We start from the raw sequence: 21,377 nt of genomic DNA, 5'->3' as shown, positions 1-21,377 counted from the left end.
CGTAAGGGCGGCCCTGTGGGGCGCTGCAAAATCTATTCGATAATTATCTGTATTGAAAGCGCATTCTGTCAGCTTCTGCCCTTGAGACTTGAATAAAAACCGATATCTATCGGCTAGATCTGGGCGCGCTTTGGCAAATAGGGCGGCAGATAGAGTGCCAGGTAGGCATCGAATACGCGCATACCTTCTTCTGCCATGCGCGGCGTGATGCTGCCGTGCAGATGCACCGATCGCGCGTAGACCCGGTCTCCCAGCTCCAGTGCCAAGGCAAATACATCGACATCTCCGGGCAACGTCGGGAGTTCGAAATGCCTTTCAAAAAGGACCTGCATCAACCCAGCGAGTTCGATGTCGTGCTGGTGGTCGGCTTGGGTCACTTCGCTTAGCCCGTGCTGCGCGAGAATCAGCTGCCGGGCGGCTGCGTCGTGCTGATAGATGGCCAGCATGCGCTGTTCGACAAGCCGGGACAGGTCGCGCCAACAGCCCAGGCGGTCGTGATCCACCGGCTCGGCGAGGCTTGCCCGGAAGGCGGCATGCACATCAGCGGTCAAGGCATTGAGCAGCGCCGGCACGCTGGCGAAAAAGTGATAGACGGAGGAAGGCGGGATTCTGGCGTGTTCCGCCACGCTGTAGATGGAAAGGCCGGCCACGCCCTGTCCGGCCAGCAGCTCGCGTGCGGCGGCGAGAATCTGGGCGATGCGTGCCTGGCTGCTGGCGCGTGGTCGCCGTCCGGGGACAGCCTTTTGATCATCGGGCTTGGTCATGGACGGCATTGGAAGCCATGACGCGGTATGAAGCAATCGTCAGTTTCGCTTCGTCGTCTGGCCCGATGCGGGGCTGTTCCTTCAATGAGCTAGCCTCGAGCGATCACGGTCCGACGGCCTGTTGCTACGTCGGGCGGTTCTTTTGAGCGAATGCCGCCGATGCATGTCTTAGCTTTCTGAACGGGTCTCTGTTGGGCCTGGCCCTCAGCAGCTGCAGGAGAAGTTTCGCATTGACGACCGAGTTCCATCTGTCCGTCGCCCCGGTTGATTGTGCCCAAGAGCCCATCCACATTCCGGGGACCATCCAACCACACGGCCTGCTACTAGGCTGCACCCTGCCGGATTGGACCATCGCGCACGTTTCGGCGAACACCTCGAGCTTTTTAGCCGACGTCGACCCGCAGTCGCTGTTGGGCCGGCCGCTTGATTCCGTCTTTCCGATCGAAACGGTCCACTCCGTACGCAATCAATTGCAGACTGCGATGCTGTCTGGCTCCGCCGAGCGGCTGGACTGCCTCGCGCTTGATGACAGCGCGCATCGCTACGACATGACGGTGCATATGGTCGACGGCCTGGCCGTGATCGAAGCAGCGCCGAGCGTGATGGGGGCAGGCGCAAACGGCGTGACGCTATTGCGAGGGCTGGCCGGTCGGTTGCGTCGGGCGCCCACTGTGCAGCGGCTACTGACGCTCGCGGCGCAGCAAGTGCGCGCCGTTACCGGTTACGACCGGGTGATGATCTATCGTTTTCTGCCAGACGAGTCGGGTGAGGTGGTGGCCGAGGCGGTGCGGTACGGCAGCGATTCCTATCTGGGACTTCGCTATCCGGCGACCGATATTCCTGCACAGGCGCGCGAACTGTATCGGCGTCAGCCACTCAGGCTGATCCCGGACGTCAACTATCAACCGGTGCCGGTTCTGCCGGGCCGCAGTCCGGAAGGACTACCCTTGGACCTGGGATTGGCGGCGCTGCGCAGCGTGTCGCCTGTGCATGTTCAGTACCTGCGCAATATGAATGTGCGCGCCACGCTCACGGTCAGCCTGATGCGCGGTGACCAACTGTGGGGGCTGATCGCCTGCCATCACAGTGAGCCGCACTACCTGAGCGGCGCCCTCTGCTCGGCAGCCGAGCTGTTCGGCCAGATGCTTTCGCTGCAGATCGATGTGCGTGAGCAACAGCAGGAACAGCAGCGGGTGACCGACGCGCAGCATGCGCACGATCAGCTATTGGAGGCGATGTCCCCTCGCGATACCGTATTCGAAGACCTGAACCGCTACGCGGGCATGCTGCACAGCATGATTGCGTGCGATGGCGTGGCGGTCTGGTCGAACGGTCGCCTCAACGGCGAGGGCGTGCTGCCACCGGACGAAGCGGTTGGGAAACTGATCGCCTTTCTCGGGCAGAAACCTTTGGATCGCATCTACGCAACCTCATCGCTCGCGGAGCACTTCGCGCCCGCCGCCAGCTTCGCTGATCACGCCAGTGGTGTGCTCGCCATCCCCATTTCGAGGGTCGCGCAGGATTATCTGTTGTTCTTCCGCCGCGAAGTTATCCAGACCGTCACCTGGGGCGGCAATCCTGACAAAGCCGTGCAGCGGGATCCTGTTCGCGGAACGCTCAATCCGCGCAGCAGCTTCGAGGCCTGGCGAGAGACCGTGCGTGGCCATGCGCGTCCTTGGACTGCCAGTGAGCTGCGAGTCGCCGAAACCCTTCGGGTGGCCTTGCTGGAAGTCATTCTTCGTCGCACTGAATTGATCGCTTCAGAACGTCAACAGGCGCAAGACAGCCAGTCTCTGCTGATTGCCGAACTCAATCATCGGGTCAAGAACGTCCTCAGCCTGGTGCTCGCTACCACGCGTCAGAGTGCTCAACAGGCGACCTCGGTGGAGGAATTCACCCAAGAGGTAGAGCGACGCATCCAGGCACTCGCCAGCGCGCACGATCAGATCAACGCACCTGCTGGCGCCTCGACGCAACTGCGTGCGTTGCTCGAATCCGAAGCCCGAGCTTGGAACGGCCGCGACGAACTGGACGAGCGCATCCACTTCGCCGGTCGCGCGGTAACGCTGGATGTGCGGGGCTATCAAACCCTGGCGCTGGTGCTTCACGAGCTGATGACCAACGCCGCAAAATACGGCGCGCTGAGCGTGCCCGAGGGCCAGCTGACTGTAAGTTGGCAGCTTATGGAGGGCCGGGGGCTGGAGCTGGAGTGGAATGAAAGCGGCGGGCCAGAGGTGAAGCCACCGACTCGACGCGGCTTCGGAAGCATCGTCACCGAGCGCACCGTTCCCTTCGAACTGCAAGGGGACGCGCGGGTGGAGTTCCGACCGGAAGGGCTGTTCGCCCGTTTCCGCATTCCACCTCAGCATGTATCGCTGGGCACCGAGCAACCTCAGACGGACCTGGTCAAGGCACGCCCGGCAAGCCCCATCGCCGGTCTCAGGTTGTTGCTGGTCGAAGACAGCATGATGATTGCCCTCGACGCGCAAACCATGCTCGAAGACGCCGGCGTCCAGGTGGAAATCGCCGGCTCGCTGGTCGATGCGCGGCGCGCTTTGCGGCTCGATCCGTTCGATCTGGTAGTGCTGGACGTCAATCTGGCCGGGGAAACCAGCCTGGGTATTGCCGCCGAGCTTGAAGCCGAGCAGCACCCTTTCCTGTTCGCCACCGGTTATGGCGCCCGTACCGCAATCCCGGAGCGCTTCGATCAGGTTCCGGTCGTGACCAAACCCTACAACCTCAGCGCCTTAGGCTACGCCATCGGGCAACTGCCAGGACTCGGGCGTCCCCGTGAGCGATCTCCGTTGACCGAAAATCGTGGCGCGTGACCTTGCGTTAGGTTGGGCCGGTTAGATTTTTACTGATGTCGGTGCAGATGGCAGCGGGGTTTTCCGATCACCGCAGCGCTTCCATGAGCGGCTGAGAGCCCCGCATGCGATGGTGCGGGGCGTGGTATCAGACGGTGTGCAGGTACCAGTTGTATTCGAGGTCGGAGATCGAGTGTTCGAATTCTTCCAGCTCGCTTTCCTTGCAGGCCACGAAAATGTCGGTGTACTGCGGGCTGATGTAGCGCGCCATGATCTCGCTGTCGTCCAGCTCGCGCAGCGCATCGCGCAGGTTGGAGGGCAGGCTCGGCTCGACCTGCTCGTAGGAATTGCCCTCGATCGGCTCGTCCGGCGCGATCTTGTTGGTCAGACCATGGTGAATGCCTGCTAGCACGCTGGCGAGCAGCAGATAGGGGTTGGCGTCTGCGCCGGCAACCCGGTGCTCGATGCGCACGGCATCGGGGCTGTCGGTTGGCACGCGCAGCGCCACGGTGCGGTTGTCCAGGCCCCAGCAGGGTGCGTTCGGTACATAGAACTGGGCACCGAAGCGGCGATAGGAGTTCACGTTGGGGCAGAGGAAAGCCATCGAGGCGGCCATGGTCTGCTGGATGCCGCCGATGGCGTGGCGCAGCGTTTCGCTTTCCAGCGGATTGCTGGTGGCGAAAATATTGTTGCCGTTCTTGTCCAGCAGCGAGATATGCACGTGTAGCCCGTTGCCGGCCTGGCCCGGGTAGGGCTTGGCCATGAAGGTCGTATCCATTTCATGGTCGTAAGCGATGTTCTTGATCAACCGCTTGAGCAACACGGCGTAGTCGCAAGCCTTGATCGGGTCGGCGACGTGATGAAGGTTGACCTCGAACTGCGCCGGGGCGCTTTCCTTGACGATGGCATCGGCGGGTATGCCCTGTTCCTTGGCGCCTTCGAGCACGTCCTGCAGACAGTCGACGTACTCGTCCAGATCGTCGATCAGGTAGACCTGGGTGGAGTGGGGGCGTTTGCCTGAGATAGGCGAGCGCGGCGGTTGCGGACGACCGTTCACGTTTTCCTGGTCTATCAGGTAGAACTCCAGCTCGAACGCGGCGCAGATGGTCAGGCCCAGTTCATCGAACTTGCTCACTACCTGACGCAGCACTTCCCGTGGATCGGCGAAGAATGGCGAGCCGTCACGCTCGTGCATGGTCATCAACAGCTGGGCGGTGGGGCGTTTCTGCCAAGGCTCGTTGCTGAGCGTGTTGGGAATGGGGAAACAGGTCCTGTCGGAGTCACCAATGTCCATTCCGAGGCCGGAGCTCTCCACGGTGATGCCATTGATGTCGAGGGCGAACAGCGAGGCCGGCAGGTTGATGCCTTTTTCATACACTTTGTGCAGGCTGGCGCGCTCGATGCGCTTGCCCCGGACGACACCGTTCATGTCTGCGATCAGCAGGTCGACGTACTGGACCTCCGGGTGTTCCTTTAGAAATGCGTTCGCTTCGTTGAGCTGAACGGCACGCGGCGGCGGAAGCATGATGAAGCACCTTAATTGTTAAAAATTTCAATCATCAAACAGCTTGTCTTGGAGTCAATCGAAAAGCCCTGCTGCTGTCAATAGTGCCCCGAAATGCCTCTTCGAGGCCCACAGTGGGCGTTTTCGGGGCAGTCTGGAGAACGATCCCTAAACGCTGACATGGCTTTGCGAAGCGGTAACCCTCGGCTATTGTCTATAAAAACGAACAAGACTACTCTCCGAAGAGCCCCATCTGGAAAGACGAGTATCCCATGCCTCGCGTGCCATTGATCGGCGTTTCCGCCTGTACCAGGCAGATCGGCCACCACAGTTTCCATATCGCCGGCGACAAGTACCTGCGCGCGGCGGCTGAAGCCGGCATGCCGCTGGTCATCCCGGCACTCGGCGATCTGATCGACCCAGCTGCATTACTGGATAGCGTAGACGGCCTGCTCTTTACCGGCTCACCGTCCAACGTCGAACCGCACCATTATGGCGGCCCGGCCAGCACCGAGGGCACCGCCCATGACCCATTACGTGATCAACTGACGCTGCCGCTTATTCGTGCGGCGGTGGATGCGGGTGTTCCAGTATTCGGCGTCTGCCGCGGGTTTCAGGAAATGAACGTCGCTTTTGGCGGCAGCCTGCACCAGAAGGTTCACGAGGCCGGGCCTTATGCTGATCACCGTGAGCGCGCCGAGGATCCAGTCGAGGTGCAGTACGGTCTAAGTCATCCGTTGCACGTCCAACCAGGTGGGTTGCTGCAGAGGCTCGGGTTACCCGCGCAGATTGAAGTCAATTCGGTGCACGGGCAGGGCGTCGAGCGGCTCGGCGAGGGCTTGCGCATCGAGGCGCTGGCACCCGATGGGCTGATCGAGGCGTTTTCCGTCGAGGGTGCGCGAAGCTTTGCCCTCGGCGTGCAGTGGCATCCGGAATGGAAGGTGCAAGAGCATCCTTATTACCTGGCGTTGTTCGAGGGCTTTGCCCGCGCCTGCCAGGAACGCGCAGGACGGCGCTGAGCGCGGGCCGGCCCGGCGCTCGTTTCATTTATTTCTGAGGTCGATATGTCCAGCAAGCTCGACCAGCTCACCGGCTGGCTGAAAGAACGCAAGATCACCGAGGTGGAGTGCCTGATCAGCGACCTAACGGGCATCGCCCGCGGCAAGATCTCACCCACCAACAAGTTCCTCGACGAAAAAGGCATGCGCCTGCCGGAAAGCGTATTGCTGCAGACCGTGACTGGCGATTATGTAGAGGACGATATCTATTACGAGCTGCTCGATCCCGCCGATATCGACATGTTCTGCCGGCCCGACCCGGACGCGGTGTTCCTGGTGCCCTGGGCCATCGAGCCCACCGCCCAGGTGATCCACGACACCTACGACAAGATGGGCAACCCCATCGAAATCTCGCCGCGCAATATCTTGAAGCGTGTGCTGAAGATGTACGCCGATAAAGGCTGGCAGCCCATCGTTGCACCGGAGATGGAGTTCTACCTGACCAAGCGCTGCGAAGACCCGGACCTGCCGTTCCAGCCGCCTATCGGCCGCTCGGGTCGGCAGGAGACGGGCCGGCAGTCGTTCTCCATCGACGCGGCCAACGAGTTCGACCCGCTGTTCGAGGACATGTACGACTGGTGCGAGGCCCAAGGGCTGGACCTGGATACCCTGATCCACGAGGAAGGCACCGCGCAGATGGAAATCAACTTCCGTCATGGCGAGGCGCTGCATCTGGCCGATCAGATTCTGGTGTTCAAACGCACCATGCGCGAGGCCGCGCTCAAGCACAACGTCGCCGCCACCTTCATGGCCAAGCCCATGACGGGCGAGCCGGGCAGTGCCATGCACCTGCACCAGAGCGTCGTGGACCTCGAAACCGGGCGCAACATCTTTTCTAACAGCGACGGCACCATGAGCCAGCTGTTCCTGTACCACGTCGGCGGCCTGCAGAAATACATTCCCGAACTGCTTCCGCTGTTCGCGCCGAACGTCAATTCGTTCCGCCGCTTCCTGCCCGACACCTCGGCACCGGTCAACGTCGAATGGGGCGAGGAGAACCGTACCGTCGGCCTGCGAGTGCCGGATTCCGATCCGCAGAACCGTCGCGTCGAGAACCGCCTGCCGGGCGCCGACGCCAACCCTTATCTGGCCATCGCCGCCAGCCTGCTGTGCGGCTACATCGGCATGGTCGAGGAGCTGCCGCCAAGCCAGCCCGTCAAGGGTCGCGGCTATGAGCGCCGCAATCTGCGCCTGCCGCTGACGCTGGAAGCGGCACTGGAACGAATGGAGAACTGCCGACCGCTGGAGAAGTACCTGAGCCCCAAGTTCATCACCGGCTACATCGCGGTCAAGCGCGCCGAGCAGGAAAACTACCACCGCGTCATCAGTTCCTGGGAGCGGGAATTCCTGATGCTCTCGGTGTAACGAACAGCCGTAGGGTGGATGACGCTCTGTTCATCCACCGGGCCAAGCAACCATTATCAAGAGGTGATTGATGAGCGATTCGCAAACCCTGCAATGGCAAGCCCTGAGCCGCGACCATCACCTTCCGCCGTTCACCGACTTCAAAGCGCTCAATGCCAAGGGCACGCGCATCATTACGCGGGGTGAGGGCGTCTACCTCTGGGACAGCGAAGGCCACAAGATCCTCGATGCCATGGCCGGGCTCTGGTGCGTCAACCTCGGCTACGGCCGCGAAGAATTGGTCGAAGCGGCCACTCGGCAGATGCGTGAGCTGCCGTACTACAACCTCTTTTTCCAGACTGCCCACCCGCCCGCGCTGGCCTTGGCCAAAGCCATCTCCGAGATCGCGCCGGAAGGCATGAACCATGTGTTCTTCACCGGCTCCGGCTCGGAAGCTAACGACACCGTGCTGCGCATGGTGCGCCACTATTGGGCGATCAAAGGGCAGCCGCAGAAGAAAGTGGTGATCGGCCGCTGGAACGGCTACCACGGATCAACCATTGCCGGCGCCAGCCTCGGCGGTATGAAGGCCATGCACGAGCAAGGCGATGGTCCGATCCCTGGTATCGAGCATATCGACCAACCCTACTGGTTTGGCGAAGGCGGCGACCTCGATCCGGAAGAGTTCGGCGTTCGCATGGCTGAGCAACTGGAACAGAAGATCCTCGAAGTTGGCGAAGACAAGGTGGCCGCCTTTATCGCCGAACCGATCCAGGGCGCCGGCGGGGTGATCATTCCGCCGGACAGCTACTGGCCGAAAATCCGCGAGATACTCGCCCGCTACGAGATCCTGTTTATTGCCGACGAAGTCATCTGCGGCTTCGGGCGAACCGGCGAGTGGTTCGGCAGCGACTACTACGGCAACGCGCCGGACCTGATGCCAATCGCCAAGGGCCTGACATCCGGCTATCTGCCCATGGGCGGCGTAGTGGTACGCGACGAAGTGGTGCACACCCTCAACGAAGGGGGCGAGTTCTATCACGGCTTCACCTATTCGGGACACCCGGTAGCGGCTGCGGTAGCGCTGGAGAACATCCGTATTCTGCGCGAGGAGAAGATCGTCGAGCGGGTCAAGAACAAGACGGCACCTTATTTGCAGTCTCGCTGGCATGAGTTGGTCGAGCACCCGCTGGTTGGTGAGGCCCGTGGTGTCGGCATGCTTGGCGCGCTGGAACTGGTGAAAAACAAGAAGACCCGTGAGCGCTTCGCTGACCCTGGCGTGGGCATGCTCTGTCGGGAGCATTGCTTCCGCAACGGTCTGGTGATGCGCGCAGTCGGTGACACCATGATCATTTCGCCACCGCTGGTGATCAACGAAGAGCAGATCGACGAGCTGATCGGCAAAGTTCGGCTGTGCCTGGACGCAACGCTGAAAGATGCGCGGGGTTGAGTGTACAGGGCGCCGGCGGGATGCTACCGGCACCAAGGATCGACTGGAAAAGTATGCAAGCGAAGCGCACGCAAGCGGTTGAAAAACAGCCATTGACCTTGCCAGACTGCGCGCGTGCTTTGGCCTGACTTACCGAGGGTGTGTCGATGCCGGCACAGCCATTAGCTGCACCAGGCACAACGGGGTAGGCGTCGCCGCCGCCCTGTGTGACCTGTCCACAGCCCAACATATGACTACAACAGGAGCTGCACGGATGAAACCCTTTGCCAAGACCCTACTTGCGATGACGTTGGCTGGCGCGGTCGCCGGCGCTGCGCAGGCCGAAGACAAGGTGCTGCACGTCTATAACTGGTCCGACTATATCGCCGAAGACACCTTGGAGAACTTCACTAAGGAAACCGGGATCAAGGTCGTCTACGACGTGTTCGACAGCAACGAAGTGCTGGAGGCCAAGCTGCTGGCGGGCAGCTCCGGCTATGACGTAGTCGTACCGTCCAACCCCTTCCTGGCCAAGCAGATCAAGGCGGGCGTGTTCCAGAAGCTCGACAAGAGCAAGCTGCCGAACTGGGAAAACCTCGACAAGGACCTGCTCAAGGCGTTGCAGCCGAGCGATCCGGGCAACCAGTACGCAGTGCCTTACATGTGGGGCACCATCGGCATCGGCTACAACCCGGAGAAGGTCAAGGCCGCGTTGGGCGAAGACGCACCGGTTGATTCCTGGGACCTGGTGTTCAAGCCGGAAAACATGGAAAAGCTGAAATCCTGCGGCGTTTCCTTCCTCGATTCTCCCACCGAAATCCTTCCCGCTGCGCTGCATTACCTGGGCTACAAGCCTGACACCACCAACAAGGACGAGCTGAAGAAGGCGGAAGAGCTGTTCATGCAGATCCGTCCGAACGTGGCCTATTTCCATTCCTCGAAGTACATCTCGGACTTGGCCAACGGCAACGTTTGCGTCGCCATCGGCTACTCCGGTGACATCTACCAGGCCAAGGCGCGTGCCGAAGAAGCCGGCAATACGGTCAAGGTCAACTACAACATTCCCAAGGAAGGCGCAGGCACTTTCTTCGACATGCTGGCGATTCCGGCTGATGCGAACAACGTCGACAACGCCCATGTCTTCCTCAATTACCTGATGAAGCCTGAGGTGATGGCCTCCATCACCAACTATGTGCAGTTCCCCAACGGCAACGCTGCTGCCACCCCGCTGGTGGATGAAGCAATTCGTACCGACCCGGGCGTCTACCCGAGCCAGGCCGTGCTGCAAAAGCTCTACACCTTCCCGGACCTTGATCCGAAGACCCAGCGCACCATGACCCGCAGCTGGACCAAGATCAAATCCGGTCGTTGATCCAGCCGCCTCGCCAGGTCTGCTTGCGGGCCTGCGCGAGGCACTCATCAGTGTCTCGAAAGGGCCAGTTCAGATTTGCAATTCTGGCTTGCGGTCTGGCTGTAGCGCACCCTTTGAGCCTGACCGTCTCGCCATTTACAACGCGCCAGTTGATTTTTAGAGGTTTTTCCAATAAATAGCCCGCCTTTCGCCACTGATCGCGCGGTCTGCACTAAGAGGACACTCTCATGCGCTCGACATTGAAGTCGCTTCTTATAGCCGCTGCGGTCAGCGGTGCTGCATCCGCTCAGGCTGCCACGGTGCATATCTACAACTGGTCCGATTACATCGGCGAAACAACGCTGGAAGAATTCGAAGAGAAGACCGGTATCAAGCCGGTCTATGACGTCTTCGATTCAAACGAAACCCTCGAAGGCAAACTGCTCGCTGGTCGTACCGGCTATGACGTGGTGGTGCCTTCCAACCATTTCCTCGGCAAACAGATTCGCGCTGGCGCTTTCCAGAAACTGGACAAGGGAAAGCTGCCCAACTGGGAACACCTGGATCCCGCACTGCTCAAGCAGCTCGAGAAGAACGATCCGGGCAATGCCTACGCCGCGCCCTATCTCTGGGGCACCAATGGCATCGGGTACAACGTTGAAAAGGTCACCGCTGCGCTGGGTATCGAGAAGGTAGATTCGTGGGCCGTTCTGTTCGAGCCGGAGAACGCCAAGAAGCTTGCCGGCTGCGGCATTGCCTTGCTCGACTCGCCTGATGAGATGATCCCGGCGATGCTCAACTACCTGGGCCTGGATCCCAACAGCACCGATCCGGACGACTACGCGAAAGCTGAGGCGAAGTTGCTCGAAATTCGCCCGTACGTCCGTTATTTCCATTCATCCAAATACATATCGGACTTGGCCAACGGCAACATCTGCATCGCCGCCGGGTTCTCAGGGGACATTTTCCAGGCGGCCGCGCGCGCCGACGAAGCCGGTAAAGGCATCGACATTGCCTACGCCATTCCCAAAGAAGGCGGCAATCTCTGGTTCGACATGCTGGCCATTCCGGCCGACGCACAGAATGTCGACGAAGCCCATGCCTTCATCAATTACCTGCTCGACCCCCAGGTGATCGCATCGGTCAGTGATTATGTTGGCTATGCCAATCCCAACATCAAGGCGGGTGAACTGATGGACCAGGAGGTGCGTAACGATCCGTCGGTCTATCCGCCGCAAGCTGTGCTGGATCGCCTGTACGTCTCCGCAGAGCTGCCGCAGAAGATCAACCGCCTGATGACCCGCACCTGGACCAAGGTGAAGTCCGGCCAATAGCAACACCGGGCAAGGCGGGAGCCATTGCTGGTCTTCCGTCTTGCATTACAGCGTGTCATTTCCCGGCGCCGTCCGGGTCCATTATTCCAATCGGGAGTTTGCGCATGGCCGTTGCCTCCAGCGCCTACAAAAAGGCCCTCACCGGTGAGAGCCAGAACAAGCAGGTGCTGCTGAAGATCGACCGCGTCACCAAGAAATTCGACGAAACGGTGGCGGTCGATGATGTCTCGTTGAGCATTCACCAAGGCGAAATCTTTGCCCTGCTTGGAGGATCGGGCTCGGGCAAGTCCACTTTGCTGCGCATGCTGGCAGGCTTCGAGCGGCCCACTGAAGGACGGATCTTTCTCGACGGCCAGGACATAACCGATATGCCGCCCTACGAGCGGCCCATCAACATGATGTTCCAGTCCTACGCATTGTTCCCGCACATGAGTGTCGAGCAGAACATCGCCTTCGGCCTGAAGCAGGATGGCCTGTCGAAAGATGAGGTAAAGACGCGCGTCGATGAAATGCTCAGTCTGGTGCAGATGAGCCAGTACGCCAAGCGCAAGCCGCATCAGCTCTCTGGCGGCCAGCGTCAGCGTGTTGCCTTGGCCCGATCCCTGGCCAAGCGACCCAAGCTGTTGCTGCTGGATGAACCGATGGGCGCGCTGGACAAGAAACTGCGCTCGCAGATGCAGCTGGAGCTGGTGCAGATCATCGAGCGCGTCGGCGTAACCTGCGTGATGGTCACCCACGACCAGGAAGAGGCCATGACCATGGCCGAGCGCATCGCCATCATGCACCTCGGCTGGATCGCTCAGGTCGGCAGCCCGATGGACATCTACGAGACCCCGGCGAGCCGCTTGGTCTGCGAGTTCATCGGCAACGTCAACCTCTTCGACGGCGAGTTGGTCGAGGACATGGAAGACCATGCCGTTATCGCCTGCCCTGGCCTGGAAAACCCGATCTACGTCGGTCACGGCATCAGCACTCGCGCCCAGGACAAGCAGATCACCTATGCAATTCGCCCCGAAAAGCTGCTGATCGGCACCGAACTGCCTGAGCTGCAACGGCCTGGCTATAACTGGTCCAAGGGTGTGGTCTATGACATCGCCTACCTGGGCGGTCATTCGGTCTATTACATCCAGATGCCATCCGGCGGCATCCTGCAGGCATTCATGGCCAACGCCGAGCGACACGTGAAGCTGCCGACCTGGGAGGAGGAAGTGTTTGTCTACTGGTGGGACGACAGCGGCGTGGTGTTGCAGGCATGAGCCGCTCCCGTCTGAACCCGGGGCGTCGACTGGTCATCGGCGTACCCTTCGTATGGCTGGCGCTGTTCTTCCTTCTGCCGTTCGTGATCGTACTGAAGATCAGCTTCGCCGAAGCCGATGTGGCGATTCCTCCCTATACCGAGGTTTTCGCCTACGCCGAACAGCAGCTGCAGGTCATCATCAACCTCGGCAACTACATCTTCCTCAGTGAAGACGACCTCTATTGGGCTGCTTACGCCGGCTCGTTGAAGATTGCCTTTTTCAGTACGCTGATCTGCCTGCTGGTCGGCTATCCCATGGCCTACGCCATCGCCCGGGCGCGCAAGGATCTACAGACCGTACTGCTGCTGTTGATCATGATGCCGACCTGGACTGCGATCCTGATCCGCGTCTACGCCTGGATGGGCATTCTCAGCAGCAACGGCATTCTGAACGGCCTTTTGCAGGGCCTGGGCCTGATCGACGAGCCGCTGCGTATCCTCAACACCGATCTCGCTGTCTACATCGGCGTGGTGTATTCCTACCTGCCGTTCATGATCCTGCCGCTCTACGCCAACCTGGTGAAGCATGACCTCAGCCTGCTGGAGGCTGCGTCCGACTTGGGCGCTCGCAATTTGACCAGTTTCTGGAAAATCACGGTGCCGCTGTCAAAGAACGGCATTATCGCCGGCTGCATGCTGGTATTCATTCCGGTGGTGGGCGAATTCGTGATTCCCGAACTGCTCGGCGGGCCAGAGACGCTGATGATTGGCAAGGTGCTGTGGCAGGAGTTCTTCAATAACCGCGACTGGCCGGTAGCGTCTGCACTGGCGGTGGTGATGTTGGCGATCCTGTTGGTACCGATCATTCTGTTCAACCGCAACCAAACCAAGGAACTGGAGGGCAAGCTATGAAGCGTTACAGCTTTTCCAACCTGATCCTGGTGCTCGGGCTGCTGTTCATCTACCTGCCGATGGTGCTGCTGGTCATCTACTCGTTCAACGCGTCCCGGCTGGTCACGGTGTGGGGCGGCTGGTCGCTGAAGTGGTACGCCGGGCTGCTGGACAATAGCCAGCTGATGGGCGCGGTCATGCGGTCGCTGGAAATTGCCTTTTACACTGCCATTGCTGCGGTTGCGCTGGGAACCATGGCCGCCTTCGTGCTGACGCGGATACCCAACTTTCGTGGGCGCGCCGTGTTTGGCGGTCTGGTCACGGCGCCGCTGGTGATGCCGGAAGTGATCACCGGCCTGTCGTTGCTGCTCTTGTTCGTGGCCATGGCGCAGCTGATCGGCTGGCCCGCCCAGCGCGGCATCGTCACCATCTGGATCGCCCATACCACCTTCTGCTCGGCCTATGTCGCCGTGGTCGTGATGGCGAGGTTGCGCGAACTTGACCAGTCCATCGAGGAAGCAGCGATGGACCTCGGGGCACGGCCCTGGAAGGTGTTTTTCCTGATCACCATGCCGATGATCGCGCCGTCACTGGCGGCCGGTGGCATGCTCTCGTTCGCCCTGTCGCTGGATGATCTGGTCCTGGCCAGCTTCGTCTCCGGTCCAGGCGCAACGACGCTGCCAATGGAGATTTTCTCGGCGGTGCGCCTCGGTGTGAAGCCTGAGATCAACGCAGTTGCCAGCTTGATCCTGCTGGTGGTGTCGCTGGCGACCTTCATTGCCTGGTACATCGGCCGTCGCGCCGAGAAGCGCCGTGTGCGGGCGATGCGCCAGGCGATGGATGACACCAATGCCAACCCGACCTGGCGTCAGGTGATCGACAGTCGCAAGGTAATGACGCCACCCTCGGCGCACAGCTGACCGGCGCTGCTGGCGGTCAGCGATTAGCCGCTGACCGCTGGTTCGCTGAGGACTCAGCGACCGGCGAAGGTGCCCAGTCACAGAAACAACCCACCGCGAGCGAGTGCGTCGCCTTGACCGGACGGCCAGCCAGCACCGCCTCGAGAATGGGCTCGATAAAGCTGTTGTCGGAGCTGCACACGGCCCCTTCGCTATAGGGGCCTATGTACACCAGTCGCCCATCCGGATCCCATATCCCAACCGCCGGGCTGGCAGGCAGGCTGCTTGCTCCCGGCAGATCAGCGAGCGGCTGCAGACCGGCCAGCTGTTCCGGCAAGCGGCCCTGGCTGCCCGGCTTTTGCAGCGCATAAAAGCTGACGCCCCGCCCACCGAAGCGTTGCATTAGTTCGGCCAGGTGCTGCTGGTTGCCTGCATTGCAGGGGCAGGCCGGATCCCAGAAGTGCACCACACGAACCGGCCCGGCGCCGCTCAGCGACTCGGGCAATGCCAGCTGATCGCCGGAGAACAGCTCGGCCCGCTCGTTCTCGAACGGTCGCAGGTAGCGCGCCTCGAACCACCAGAAGGCAGCCAGCATGGCGCCACCCCAGAGTAGGGCAACGAGCGCTGCGATCAGATACTTGTTGCGTACGGACATGATGGGACTCTTGGATGGGTGCGCCAGCTTGCCACGTCGCGCTGCAGAGCTGAATATCTCGCTTACTCCTAGCAAGAAAACCGCTCATGCCTTCGCGAATCGATCCCGACGCACTCCGCGCACAATTAAGCCCACTTCGCCACGCGGCCGAGCTTACCGCCGATGCACGCTTCTATCAGGCCTACTATGGGTTGGATCTGCCTCACCACGGCGGTATCCAGCGGCGCCTGGGGCGGTTTCAGGTACACGGTTATGAGGTGGTGGCACAAGTGTGGTGCCCGGAGCAGCCGGTCGCGACACTGCTGGTCCTGCACGGTTACTACGACCATATGGGCCTGTACCGGCACGTAGTGGATTGGGGGTTGCGCATGGGCTTCGCCGTGCTCGCCTGCGACCTGCCGGGGCATGGACTTTCCAGCGGGCCTCGCGCCAGCATCAATGAATTCGACGAATACCAGGCCGTGCTGCAGGGCCTGCTGCACGAAGCCGCTGCGATGAATCTGCCGCATCCTTGGCATTTGCTGGGGCAGAGCACTGGCGCCGCCATCGTGCTGGATTACCTGCTCTGTCAGCCGGTGCACCCAGCGCTGGGGCAGAGCATTCTGCTGGCGCCCTTGGTGCGGCCACGAGCCTGGGGATGGTCCCGCTTCAGTTATGAAGTGATGCGACGCTTCGTCCAGCAGATTCCCCGGCGCTTCAGTGAAAACTCAGGCGATCCGGCGTTTCTCCAGTTCATCCAATCCCACGATCCGCTGCAGCCCGATATCCTGCCGACCGCCTGGGTGGGCGCGCTGTCGCGCTGGATCCAGCGTATCGAAGGCGCGCCTGCCAGCCTGTACAGCCCGCTGATTGTTCAGGGAGAGGCCGACATGACGGTCGACTGGCAACACAACCTGCCGGTCTTGCAAGACAAGTTCGCTGCCCCTGAGATTCTTCGGCTACCCGCAGCGAGGCATCATCTGGTCAATGAGCAAGAAGCCCTACGCCGTGAATATTTCGAGTTTCTCAGCGAACGCTTGAAGTAGCTCGGCGCGTTGGCTGAGAGACCGCTTACGCCTGAGTCTCGTTGCCGCTCAATCCGACCGCAAGCCCGGCACGCAGGGCTTGCAGCGCTGCGCTGTAATAGCGCTGACCGGCCTCCGACTGGGCGAACTGGACAAACTCCTCCAGTTCGGCATCGGAGAGATCGCGATAGATATACAGCAGCGTGTTGTCCAGGTCGCTCTCGACCTGTTGCTGCAAACGCTCGCGTTGGCTGTCTAACAGGCCCTGCGCCTGGCCGCCGCCGAGCAAGCCCGGGATCATCTGGCTGAGGCTATCGGCTGCGACACCGGCCAACGCCAGGCTGACCTCAGCACCGGCTTCGGCAGCCGGCAGCGCCTGGGCCAGATGACGGATCAACAGCTGCCGGTTGCTGCCGACCTCCATTCGCGGAATGCCGTTTTCGTATCTGGCCAGCTGCTCGCGGCGTCCGGCCAACGTCTCGGCCGCGACCACCTTGTGGCCGAGCGGAGATTGGAAAAACTCCAGCGCTGGTTGCGGATTGGCGAGGCTCTCGCGCAGCGCCTGCTTGGCCCGCTGATCGATGGCGTTAACCGCGAAACGGCGATTGCTGTTGGTAACCAGCGCCTGGTAAACGGCGGGTGGCAGGGTGTTCTTGTAGCGCTGTTGAGCGGCGGTCAGGGCATCGCTGAAATTGGCGCGTTGTTCGGTCCAGCCAGCGGTCTCGTACAGCTCGTCGTAGGTATCGGCGAGGGTGTTGAAGCTGAAGGCAAGTAATACACAAGCGATTAAAGCGCGCATGGAAGCTCCTGTCTGGCGGGCAGTTTATTTTCAGCGCCCTGACGGCTGCTGTCGAGGCGCGAAAGCGCTGCTGCTAGACTCCACGCAGTCCTTTCGGAGTCTCTTCCTTGCAGTTCGATCCCATCATTGACGACCTCGCCGAGCATGGCTGGTCGCTACGTCATTCGTTCCTGTCAGATGATCTGACCCTCGGTTTGGCAGCGGAGTGCCGCAAGCGCGAGGCACAAGGTGCGCTGGCCCCGGCGGGTATCGGCCGCGGCGATGCGCTGACAATCCGCGAAGGAATACGTGGCGATCAGATTCAATGGCTTGAACCGGGCCAGTCGCCGTTGTGTGACCGCTATCTGGAGCTGATGGATGGACTTCGATTACGCATGAACCAGACGCTGTTCCTCGGTCTGGAAGAGTTCGAATGCCATTTCGCCCTCTATCCGCCGGGCGCTTTCTATCAGACGCATCTGGATCGCTTCCGAGACGACGACAGCCGCTGCGTTACCGCGGTGGTCTACCTCAATCCGGACTGGCAACCCGCTGATGGGGGAGAGTTGCGCATGCATTTCGCTGACGGCTCGCAGCGCGACATTCCGCCGCTTGCGGGTGATCTGCTGGTTTTCCTGTCGGGCGAGTTCCCTCACGAAGTGCTGGTCACCCATACCGACCGCCTCTCCCTGACGGGCTGGTTTCGCCGGCGTCCTGCAGATGTGCTTGCGCTGTAGCGCGGGCAAAAAAAGCCCGGCATAAGCCGGGCCAATAGGGAAGCGGTGCTACAAACGGCGTTACATGCCTAACAGATTCGGCAGCGCCAGCGAGATCGACGGCACGTAGGTGATGAGGACGAGGAAGGCCAGCATCATCGCCAGCCACGGCATGACCGCACGGATTACCTGAGTGACCGGCATGCCGGTCACGGCCGAGGCGACGAACAGGTTCAGGCCCACCGGAGGCGTGATCAGGCCGATTTCCATGTTCACCACCATGATGATGCCCAGGTGGATCGGATCGATGCCCAGTTCCATGGCGATCGGGAACAGGATCGGCGCCAGGATCAGGATGATGGCCGACGGCTCCATGAATGCACCGGCGATCAGCAGGACGATGTTCACCACCAGCAGGAACATCCAGGGTTGCAGGCCGGCCTCGAGGACCATGGCAGTGATCTGCTGCGGGATCTGTTCAGTCGTCAGCACATGCGCGAAGAGCATGGCGTTGGCGATGATGAACATCAGCATGATCGACAGCTTGCCCGACTCCAGCAGTACCTTCGGGCAATCACGTATCGTGATGTCCTTGTAGACGAACAGCGCGATGAAAGCTGAGTACACAGCCGCCACTGCAGCCGCTTCCGTGGGGGTGAACATGCCGGAGTAGATACCGCCGAGGATGATCACCATCAGCAGCAGACCCCAGACCGCCTTGCGTGCGGCAGAGAGCCACTCGCGGAAGGTGGCTCGCGGCAGCGCCGGCAGGTTCTTTTTCACCGCGATGATGTAGATGGCGGCCATCAGCGCGATACCCAGCAGCAGGCCCGGCACGACGCCGGCCATGAACAGCTTACCGACCGAGGTTTCAGTCGCGGCGGCGTAGACCACCATGACGATCGACGGTGGGATCAGGATGCCCAGCGTGCCGGCGTTACAGACGATGCCGGCACCGAACGCCTGCGGGTAACCGGAGCGGACCATGCCAGCAATCGCGATCGAGCCGACCGCGGCGACCGTTGCCGGCGAAGAACCGGACAACGCGGCGAACAGCATGCAGGCCAGCACCGCCGCGATGGCCAGGCCACCACGGATGTGCCCGACGCTGGCGTTGGCGAAGTCGATGAGTCGCTTGGCGACGCCGCCAGTGGTCATGAACGCGCCGGCCAACAGGAAGAACGGAATGGCCAGCAGCGTGTAGTGTTCGGACGTCTCGAACAGCTTGATCGCCAGCGAAGTGACCGAATCCGGGCTGAACAGCAGGATGGTCAGCGAACCGGCCAGGCCGAGGGAAACGGCCACCGGCACGCCGATGAACATCAGCGCGAAGAGCGCGACAAAGAGGAACAGGATGGTCATTTACTTCGGCTCCTCTGCGCCCAGTTTCGCGGCTTCGGCGGCTTCGTCTGCCAGGCCTAGGCCGGTTTGCTCGTTACGCAGGATGCGTACGAAGATTTCGGCGAAACGGAGGAAGACCATGGCGAAGCCAATCGGCACGATCATGCCGATGTGCCACTGCTTGATCCCGAAATGACCGAGGTCTTCCGCGCCGATGTCGGCGGTGAACAGCGCCGAAATCCAATTGAAACTGGCGAAGGCCAGCATGCCTGCATAACCGAGGCAGAACAGGCAGGCAACGAAGCCGATGTAGCGCTGGATGTGGCGCGGCGCCAGTTTGACCAGCGCGTCGATGCCGATATGGCCGGCGGTGCGCACACCGTATGCCAGGCCGGAGAAGATCAGCCAGGCGAATAGTGCCTTGGTCAGTGCCGTGCTCCAGGTCATCTCTTGCGCCAGGCCGATGGTGAAGTCACCCATGGCGAAGAACAGATCGCTGGCACCCTCGTAGCGATCGCCGAGGCTGTAGAACACGGTGTAGAGGTTATTCAAGACCACGTAAACGAAGGTCACCAAGGTCATGGCGGCCAGAAGGAAGGCGATAAACGCTTCTTCGAAGTGGTCCCAGACGCGCCAGAGGGCGTTCATGGATGACATCTCCTGATGGATTGCATTGTTTCGGTGGGCGTACAGAACGTGCGCCATGGGCCGGTGGGGTAACCGGGTGACAGAGCAATGAAAAACTCTTGTTGTACAGGCAGCTGGCTCGGGATCACCGCGCCGTAGGTATTGCCTGGCTGGGTTGTCTTTTCACTGGTCTGTCGATGTGGCTGGTATTGCTCTATTCGGAACGCGGAGGGCAGCTTGTGGCTGCCCTCCGGCAAGGCCTTACTGGGCCTTGTTGGCTTCTTCGGCGGCCTTGATCAGGTCGGTACCGATGTCGTTCTCGAACTTGCTCCAAACGGGCTTCATGGCTTCGCGCCACTTGGCACGCTCTTCCGGAGTCAGGACGAGGATTTCGGTGGTGCCAGCAGCCAGGATGTCCTGCTTGGCTTTCTGGTTCAGGTCATCGGCCTGCTTGTTCACCTCAACGGTGACTTCGTCGATGATCTGGTCCAGCTCGGTGCGAACGTCTTCCGGCAGACCGTCCCAGAACTTGGTGTTGGTGATCAGCATGTAGTCGAGCAGACCGTGGTCGGACTCGGTGATGTGCTTCTGCACTTCATGCATCTTCTGGGAGTAGATGTTCGAGTAAGGGTTCTCGGCACCGTTGACCACGCCAGTCTGCAGGCCTTGGTAGACCTCGGCGAAGCTCATCTTGCGCGGATTGGCGCGCAGGGCCTTGAACTGCTCGTCCAGCACGGCGGAGGCCTGTACACGGAACTTCAGACCACGGGCGTCTTTCGGCTCACGCAGTTCCTTGTTGGCGGACAGCTGCTTCATGCCGTTGTGCCAGTAGGCCAGGCCGGTGATGTTCTTGTCTTCCATCGAGCTCAGCAGCTTCTGGCCGGCATCGCTCTGCTGGAAGCGGTCAACCGCCTGGATGTTGTCGAACAGGAACGGCAGGTCGAACACCTGAACGCCCTTGGAGTAATGCTCGAACTTGGCCAGCGACGGAGCGATCAGCTGTACGTCGCCCAGCAGCAGCGCTTCCATTTCCTTGCCGTCGCCGAACAGGGAAGAGTTCGGGTAAACCTGGACTTCCACCTTGCCGGGCAGACGCTCTTCAACGAGCTTCTTGAACATGACGGCACCCTGACCTTTCGGGGTGTTTTCGGCAACTACGTGGGAGAACTTGATCAGGATCGGGTCGGCGGCCTGGGCCAGGCTTGCGATACCGAGGGACAGAGCACAGGCGAGCGCTGTGGCAGTCAGCTTGAACATTGTTGTGTTTCCTCTTGTTGTGGATGAGCCGCTGCAATCAGGCAGGAGCTCGGCTGTAACCAGCAAGACAAGTCTAGGCGCCATTGAATAAATCGCCGCGCCGGATTGCGGCTGGACTTGCCGGTTCATTGAGTTTGCGGGAGCAAGTGCTGTGCCAGATGCATGCAACTGGCGCCCGTGAGGCGGAAGTTTACTCGCATGATGGCTAAATACTGACGAATGTTTCTCAGCCTAATGCGTCTAGCTCGCAGGTTTCGTCAGGTTGCAATACCAGGGCAAGACGCCGCCATTCAGCCAGATAAAAATGTCCAAACCATGTCGGCTTGGCCATGGACACTATGATTTGATTGCAGTGTAGGAAGGCTTGGCGGAAATCCGCCA

The 21,377-nt window shown here is 60.7% G+C and carries 18 protein-coding genes; 11 read left to right on the top strand and 7 right to left on the bottom strand.

Annotated features, from left to right (window positions below):
* Positions 1-113 precede the first annotated feature (113 nt).
* Complete coding sequence (locus C1896_21585) at positions 114-764, bottom strand: TetR family transcriptional regulator (GenBank protein AZZ47773.1); 651 nt, start codon at positions 762-764, stop codon at positions 114-116.
* 230 nt (positions 765-994) lie between these two features.
* Between C1896_21585 and C1896_21580 the strand changes: the two genes are divergently transcribed.
* Entirely contained in the window at positions 995-3,592 is a 2,598-nt protein-coding gene (locus C1896_21580) for a hypothetical protein (protein ID AZZ47296.1), read from the top strand.
* Positions 3,593-3,719: 127 nt separating this feature from the next.
* Here C1896_21580 and C1896_21575 read toward each other — a convergent pair whose 3' ends face one another.
* A complete protein-coding gene (locus tag C1896_21575; GenBank protein AZZ47295.1) occupies positions 3,720-5,096 on the bottom strand; it encodes a glutamine synthetase in 1,377 nt (458 codons plus the stop codon).
* A gap of 251 nt (positions 5,097-5,347) precedes the next feature.
* On the opposite strand from C1896_21575, the gene C1896_21570 reads away from it, so the two are divergent.
* From C1896_21570 to C1896_21535, 8 genes are all read left to right on the top strand, one after another.
* A complete protein-coding gene (locus tag C1896_21570) occupies positions 5,348-6,094 on the top strand; it encodes a gamma-glutamyl-gamma-aminobutyrate hydrolase (protein ID AZZ47294.1) in 747 nt (248 codons plus the stop codon).
* Positions 6,095-6,139: 45 nt separating this feature from the next.
* Positions 6,140-7,498, top strand: a complete 1,359-nt coding sequence (locus tag C1896_21565) for a glutamine synthetase (protein ID AZZ47293.1) — start codon at positions 6,140-6,142, stop codon at positions 7,496-7,498.
* Between the two features lie 70 nt (positions 7,499-7,568).
* Positions 7,569-8,927 (top strand): aspartate aminotransferase family protein, encoded by a 1,359-nt coding sequence (locus tag C1896_21560; GenBank protein AZZ47292.1) that lies wholly within the window; start codon positions 7,569-7,571, stop codon positions 8,925-8,927.
* A gap of 253 nt (positions 8,928-9,180) precedes the next feature.
* The gene (locus C1896_21555; GenBank protein AZZ47291.1) at positions 9,181-10,278 is read left to right on the top strand and encodes a polyamine ABC transporter substrate-binding protein; all 1,098 of its coding nucleotides are present in this window, start codon (positions 9,181-9,183) and stop codon (positions 10,276-10,278) included.
* A 227-nt stretch (positions 10,279-10,505) separates the two neighbouring features.
* Complete coding sequence (locus C1896_21550; protein ID AZZ47290.1) at positions 10,506-11,591, top strand: spermidine/putrescine ABC transporter substrate-binding protein PotF; 1,086 nt, start codon at positions 10,506-10,508, stop codon at positions 11,589-11,591.
* Between the two features lie 104 nt (positions 11,592-11,695).
* Positions 11,696-12,847, top strand: a complete 1,152-nt coding sequence (locus C1896_21545) for a polyamine ABC transporter ATP-binding protein (GenBank protein ID AZZ47289.1) — start codon at positions 11,696-11,698, stop codon at positions 12,845-12,847.
* Positions 12,844-13,740 carry a putrescine ABC transporter permease PotH gene (locus C1896_21540; protein ID AZZ47288.1) on the top strand — a complete coding sequence of 299 codons (897 nt, stop codon included), beginning with the start codon at positions 12,844-12,846 and terminating at the stop codon, positions 13,738-13,740. The genes C1896_21545 and C1896_21540 overlap by 4 nt, the downstream gene beginning before the upstream one ends.
* Complete coding sequence (locus C1896_21535; GenBank protein ID AZZ47287.1) at positions 13,737-14,639, top strand: putrescine ABC transporter permease PotI; 903 nt, start codon at positions 13,737-13,739, stop codon at positions 14,637-14,639. The genes C1896_21540 and C1896_21535 overlap by 4 nt, the downstream gene beginning before the upstream one ends.
* A 16-nt stretch (positions 14,640-14,655) precedes the next feature.
* Here the strand turns inward: C1896_21535 and C1896_21530 are convergent, their stop codons facing one another.
* The gene (locus tag C1896_21530) at positions 14,656-15,273 is read right to left on the bottom strand and encodes a thiol-disulfide isomerase (protein ID AZZ47286.1); all 618 of its coding nucleotides are present in this window, start codon (positions 15,271-15,273) and stop codon (positions 14,656-14,658) included.
* Positions 15,274-15,359: 86 nt separating this feature from the next.
* On the opposite strand from C1896_21530, the gene C1896_21525 reads away from it, so the two are divergent.
* Entirely contained in the window at positions 15,360-16,298 is a 939-nt protein-coding gene (locus C1896_21525; protein AZZ47285.1) for an alpha/beta hydrolase, read from the top strand.
* Positions 16,299-16,323: 25 nt separating this feature from the next.
* Here C1896_21525 and C1896_21520 read toward each other — a convergent pair whose 3' ends face one another.
* Complete coding sequence (locus C1896_21520) at positions 16,324-17,076, bottom strand: hypothetical protein (protein ID AZZ47284.1); 753 nt, start codon at positions 17,074-17,076, stop codon at positions 16,324-16,326.
* 107 nt (positions 17,077-17,183) lie between these two features.
* Here C1896_21520 and C1896_21515 point away from each other — a divergent pair, with 107 nt between their 5' ends.
* Positions 17,184-17,792, top strand: coding sequence for a 2OG-Fe(II) oxygenase (locus C1896_21515; protein ID AZZ47283.1), 609 nt, complete (start codon positions 17,184-17,186; stop codon positions 17,790-17,792).
* 60 nt (positions 17,793-17,852) lie between these two features.
* Here the strand turns inward: C1896_21515 and C1896_21510 are convergent, their stop codons facing one another.
* The 3 genes from C1896_21510 to C1896_21500 all read right to left on the bottom strand — a co-directional run bounded on the left by C1896_21510 (position 17,853) and on the right by C1896_21500 (position 20,996).
* Positions 17,853-19,133 carry a C4-dicarboxylate ABC transporter permease gene (locus tag C1896_21510; protein ID AZZ47282.1) on the bottom strand — a complete coding sequence of 427 codons (1,281 nt, stop codon included), beginning with the start codon at positions 19,131-19,133 and terminating at the stop codon, positions 17,853-17,855.
* On the bottom strand, positions 19,134-19,760 hold the full coding sequence (locus tag C1896_21505; protein AZZ47281.1) for a TRAP transporter small permease: 627 nt from the start codon (positions 19,758-19,760) through the stop codon (positions 19,134-19,136).
* 240 nt (positions 19,761-20,000) lie between these two features.
* A complete protein-coding gene (locus C1896_21500) occupies positions 20,001-20,996 on the bottom strand; it encodes a C4-dicarboxylate ABC transporter (protein AZZ47280.1) in 996 nt (331 codons plus the stop codon).
* Positions 20,997-21,377: the final 381 nt, after the last annotated feature.

The sequence above is a fragment of the Pseudomonadaceae bacterium SI-3 genome (assembly GCA_004010935.1).
Classification (GTDB): Bacteria; Pseudomonadota; Gammaproteobacteria; order Pseudomonadales; family Pseudomonadaceae; genus Stutzerimonas.
This window is presented reverse-complemented; position numbering and strand designations above follow the sequence as displayed.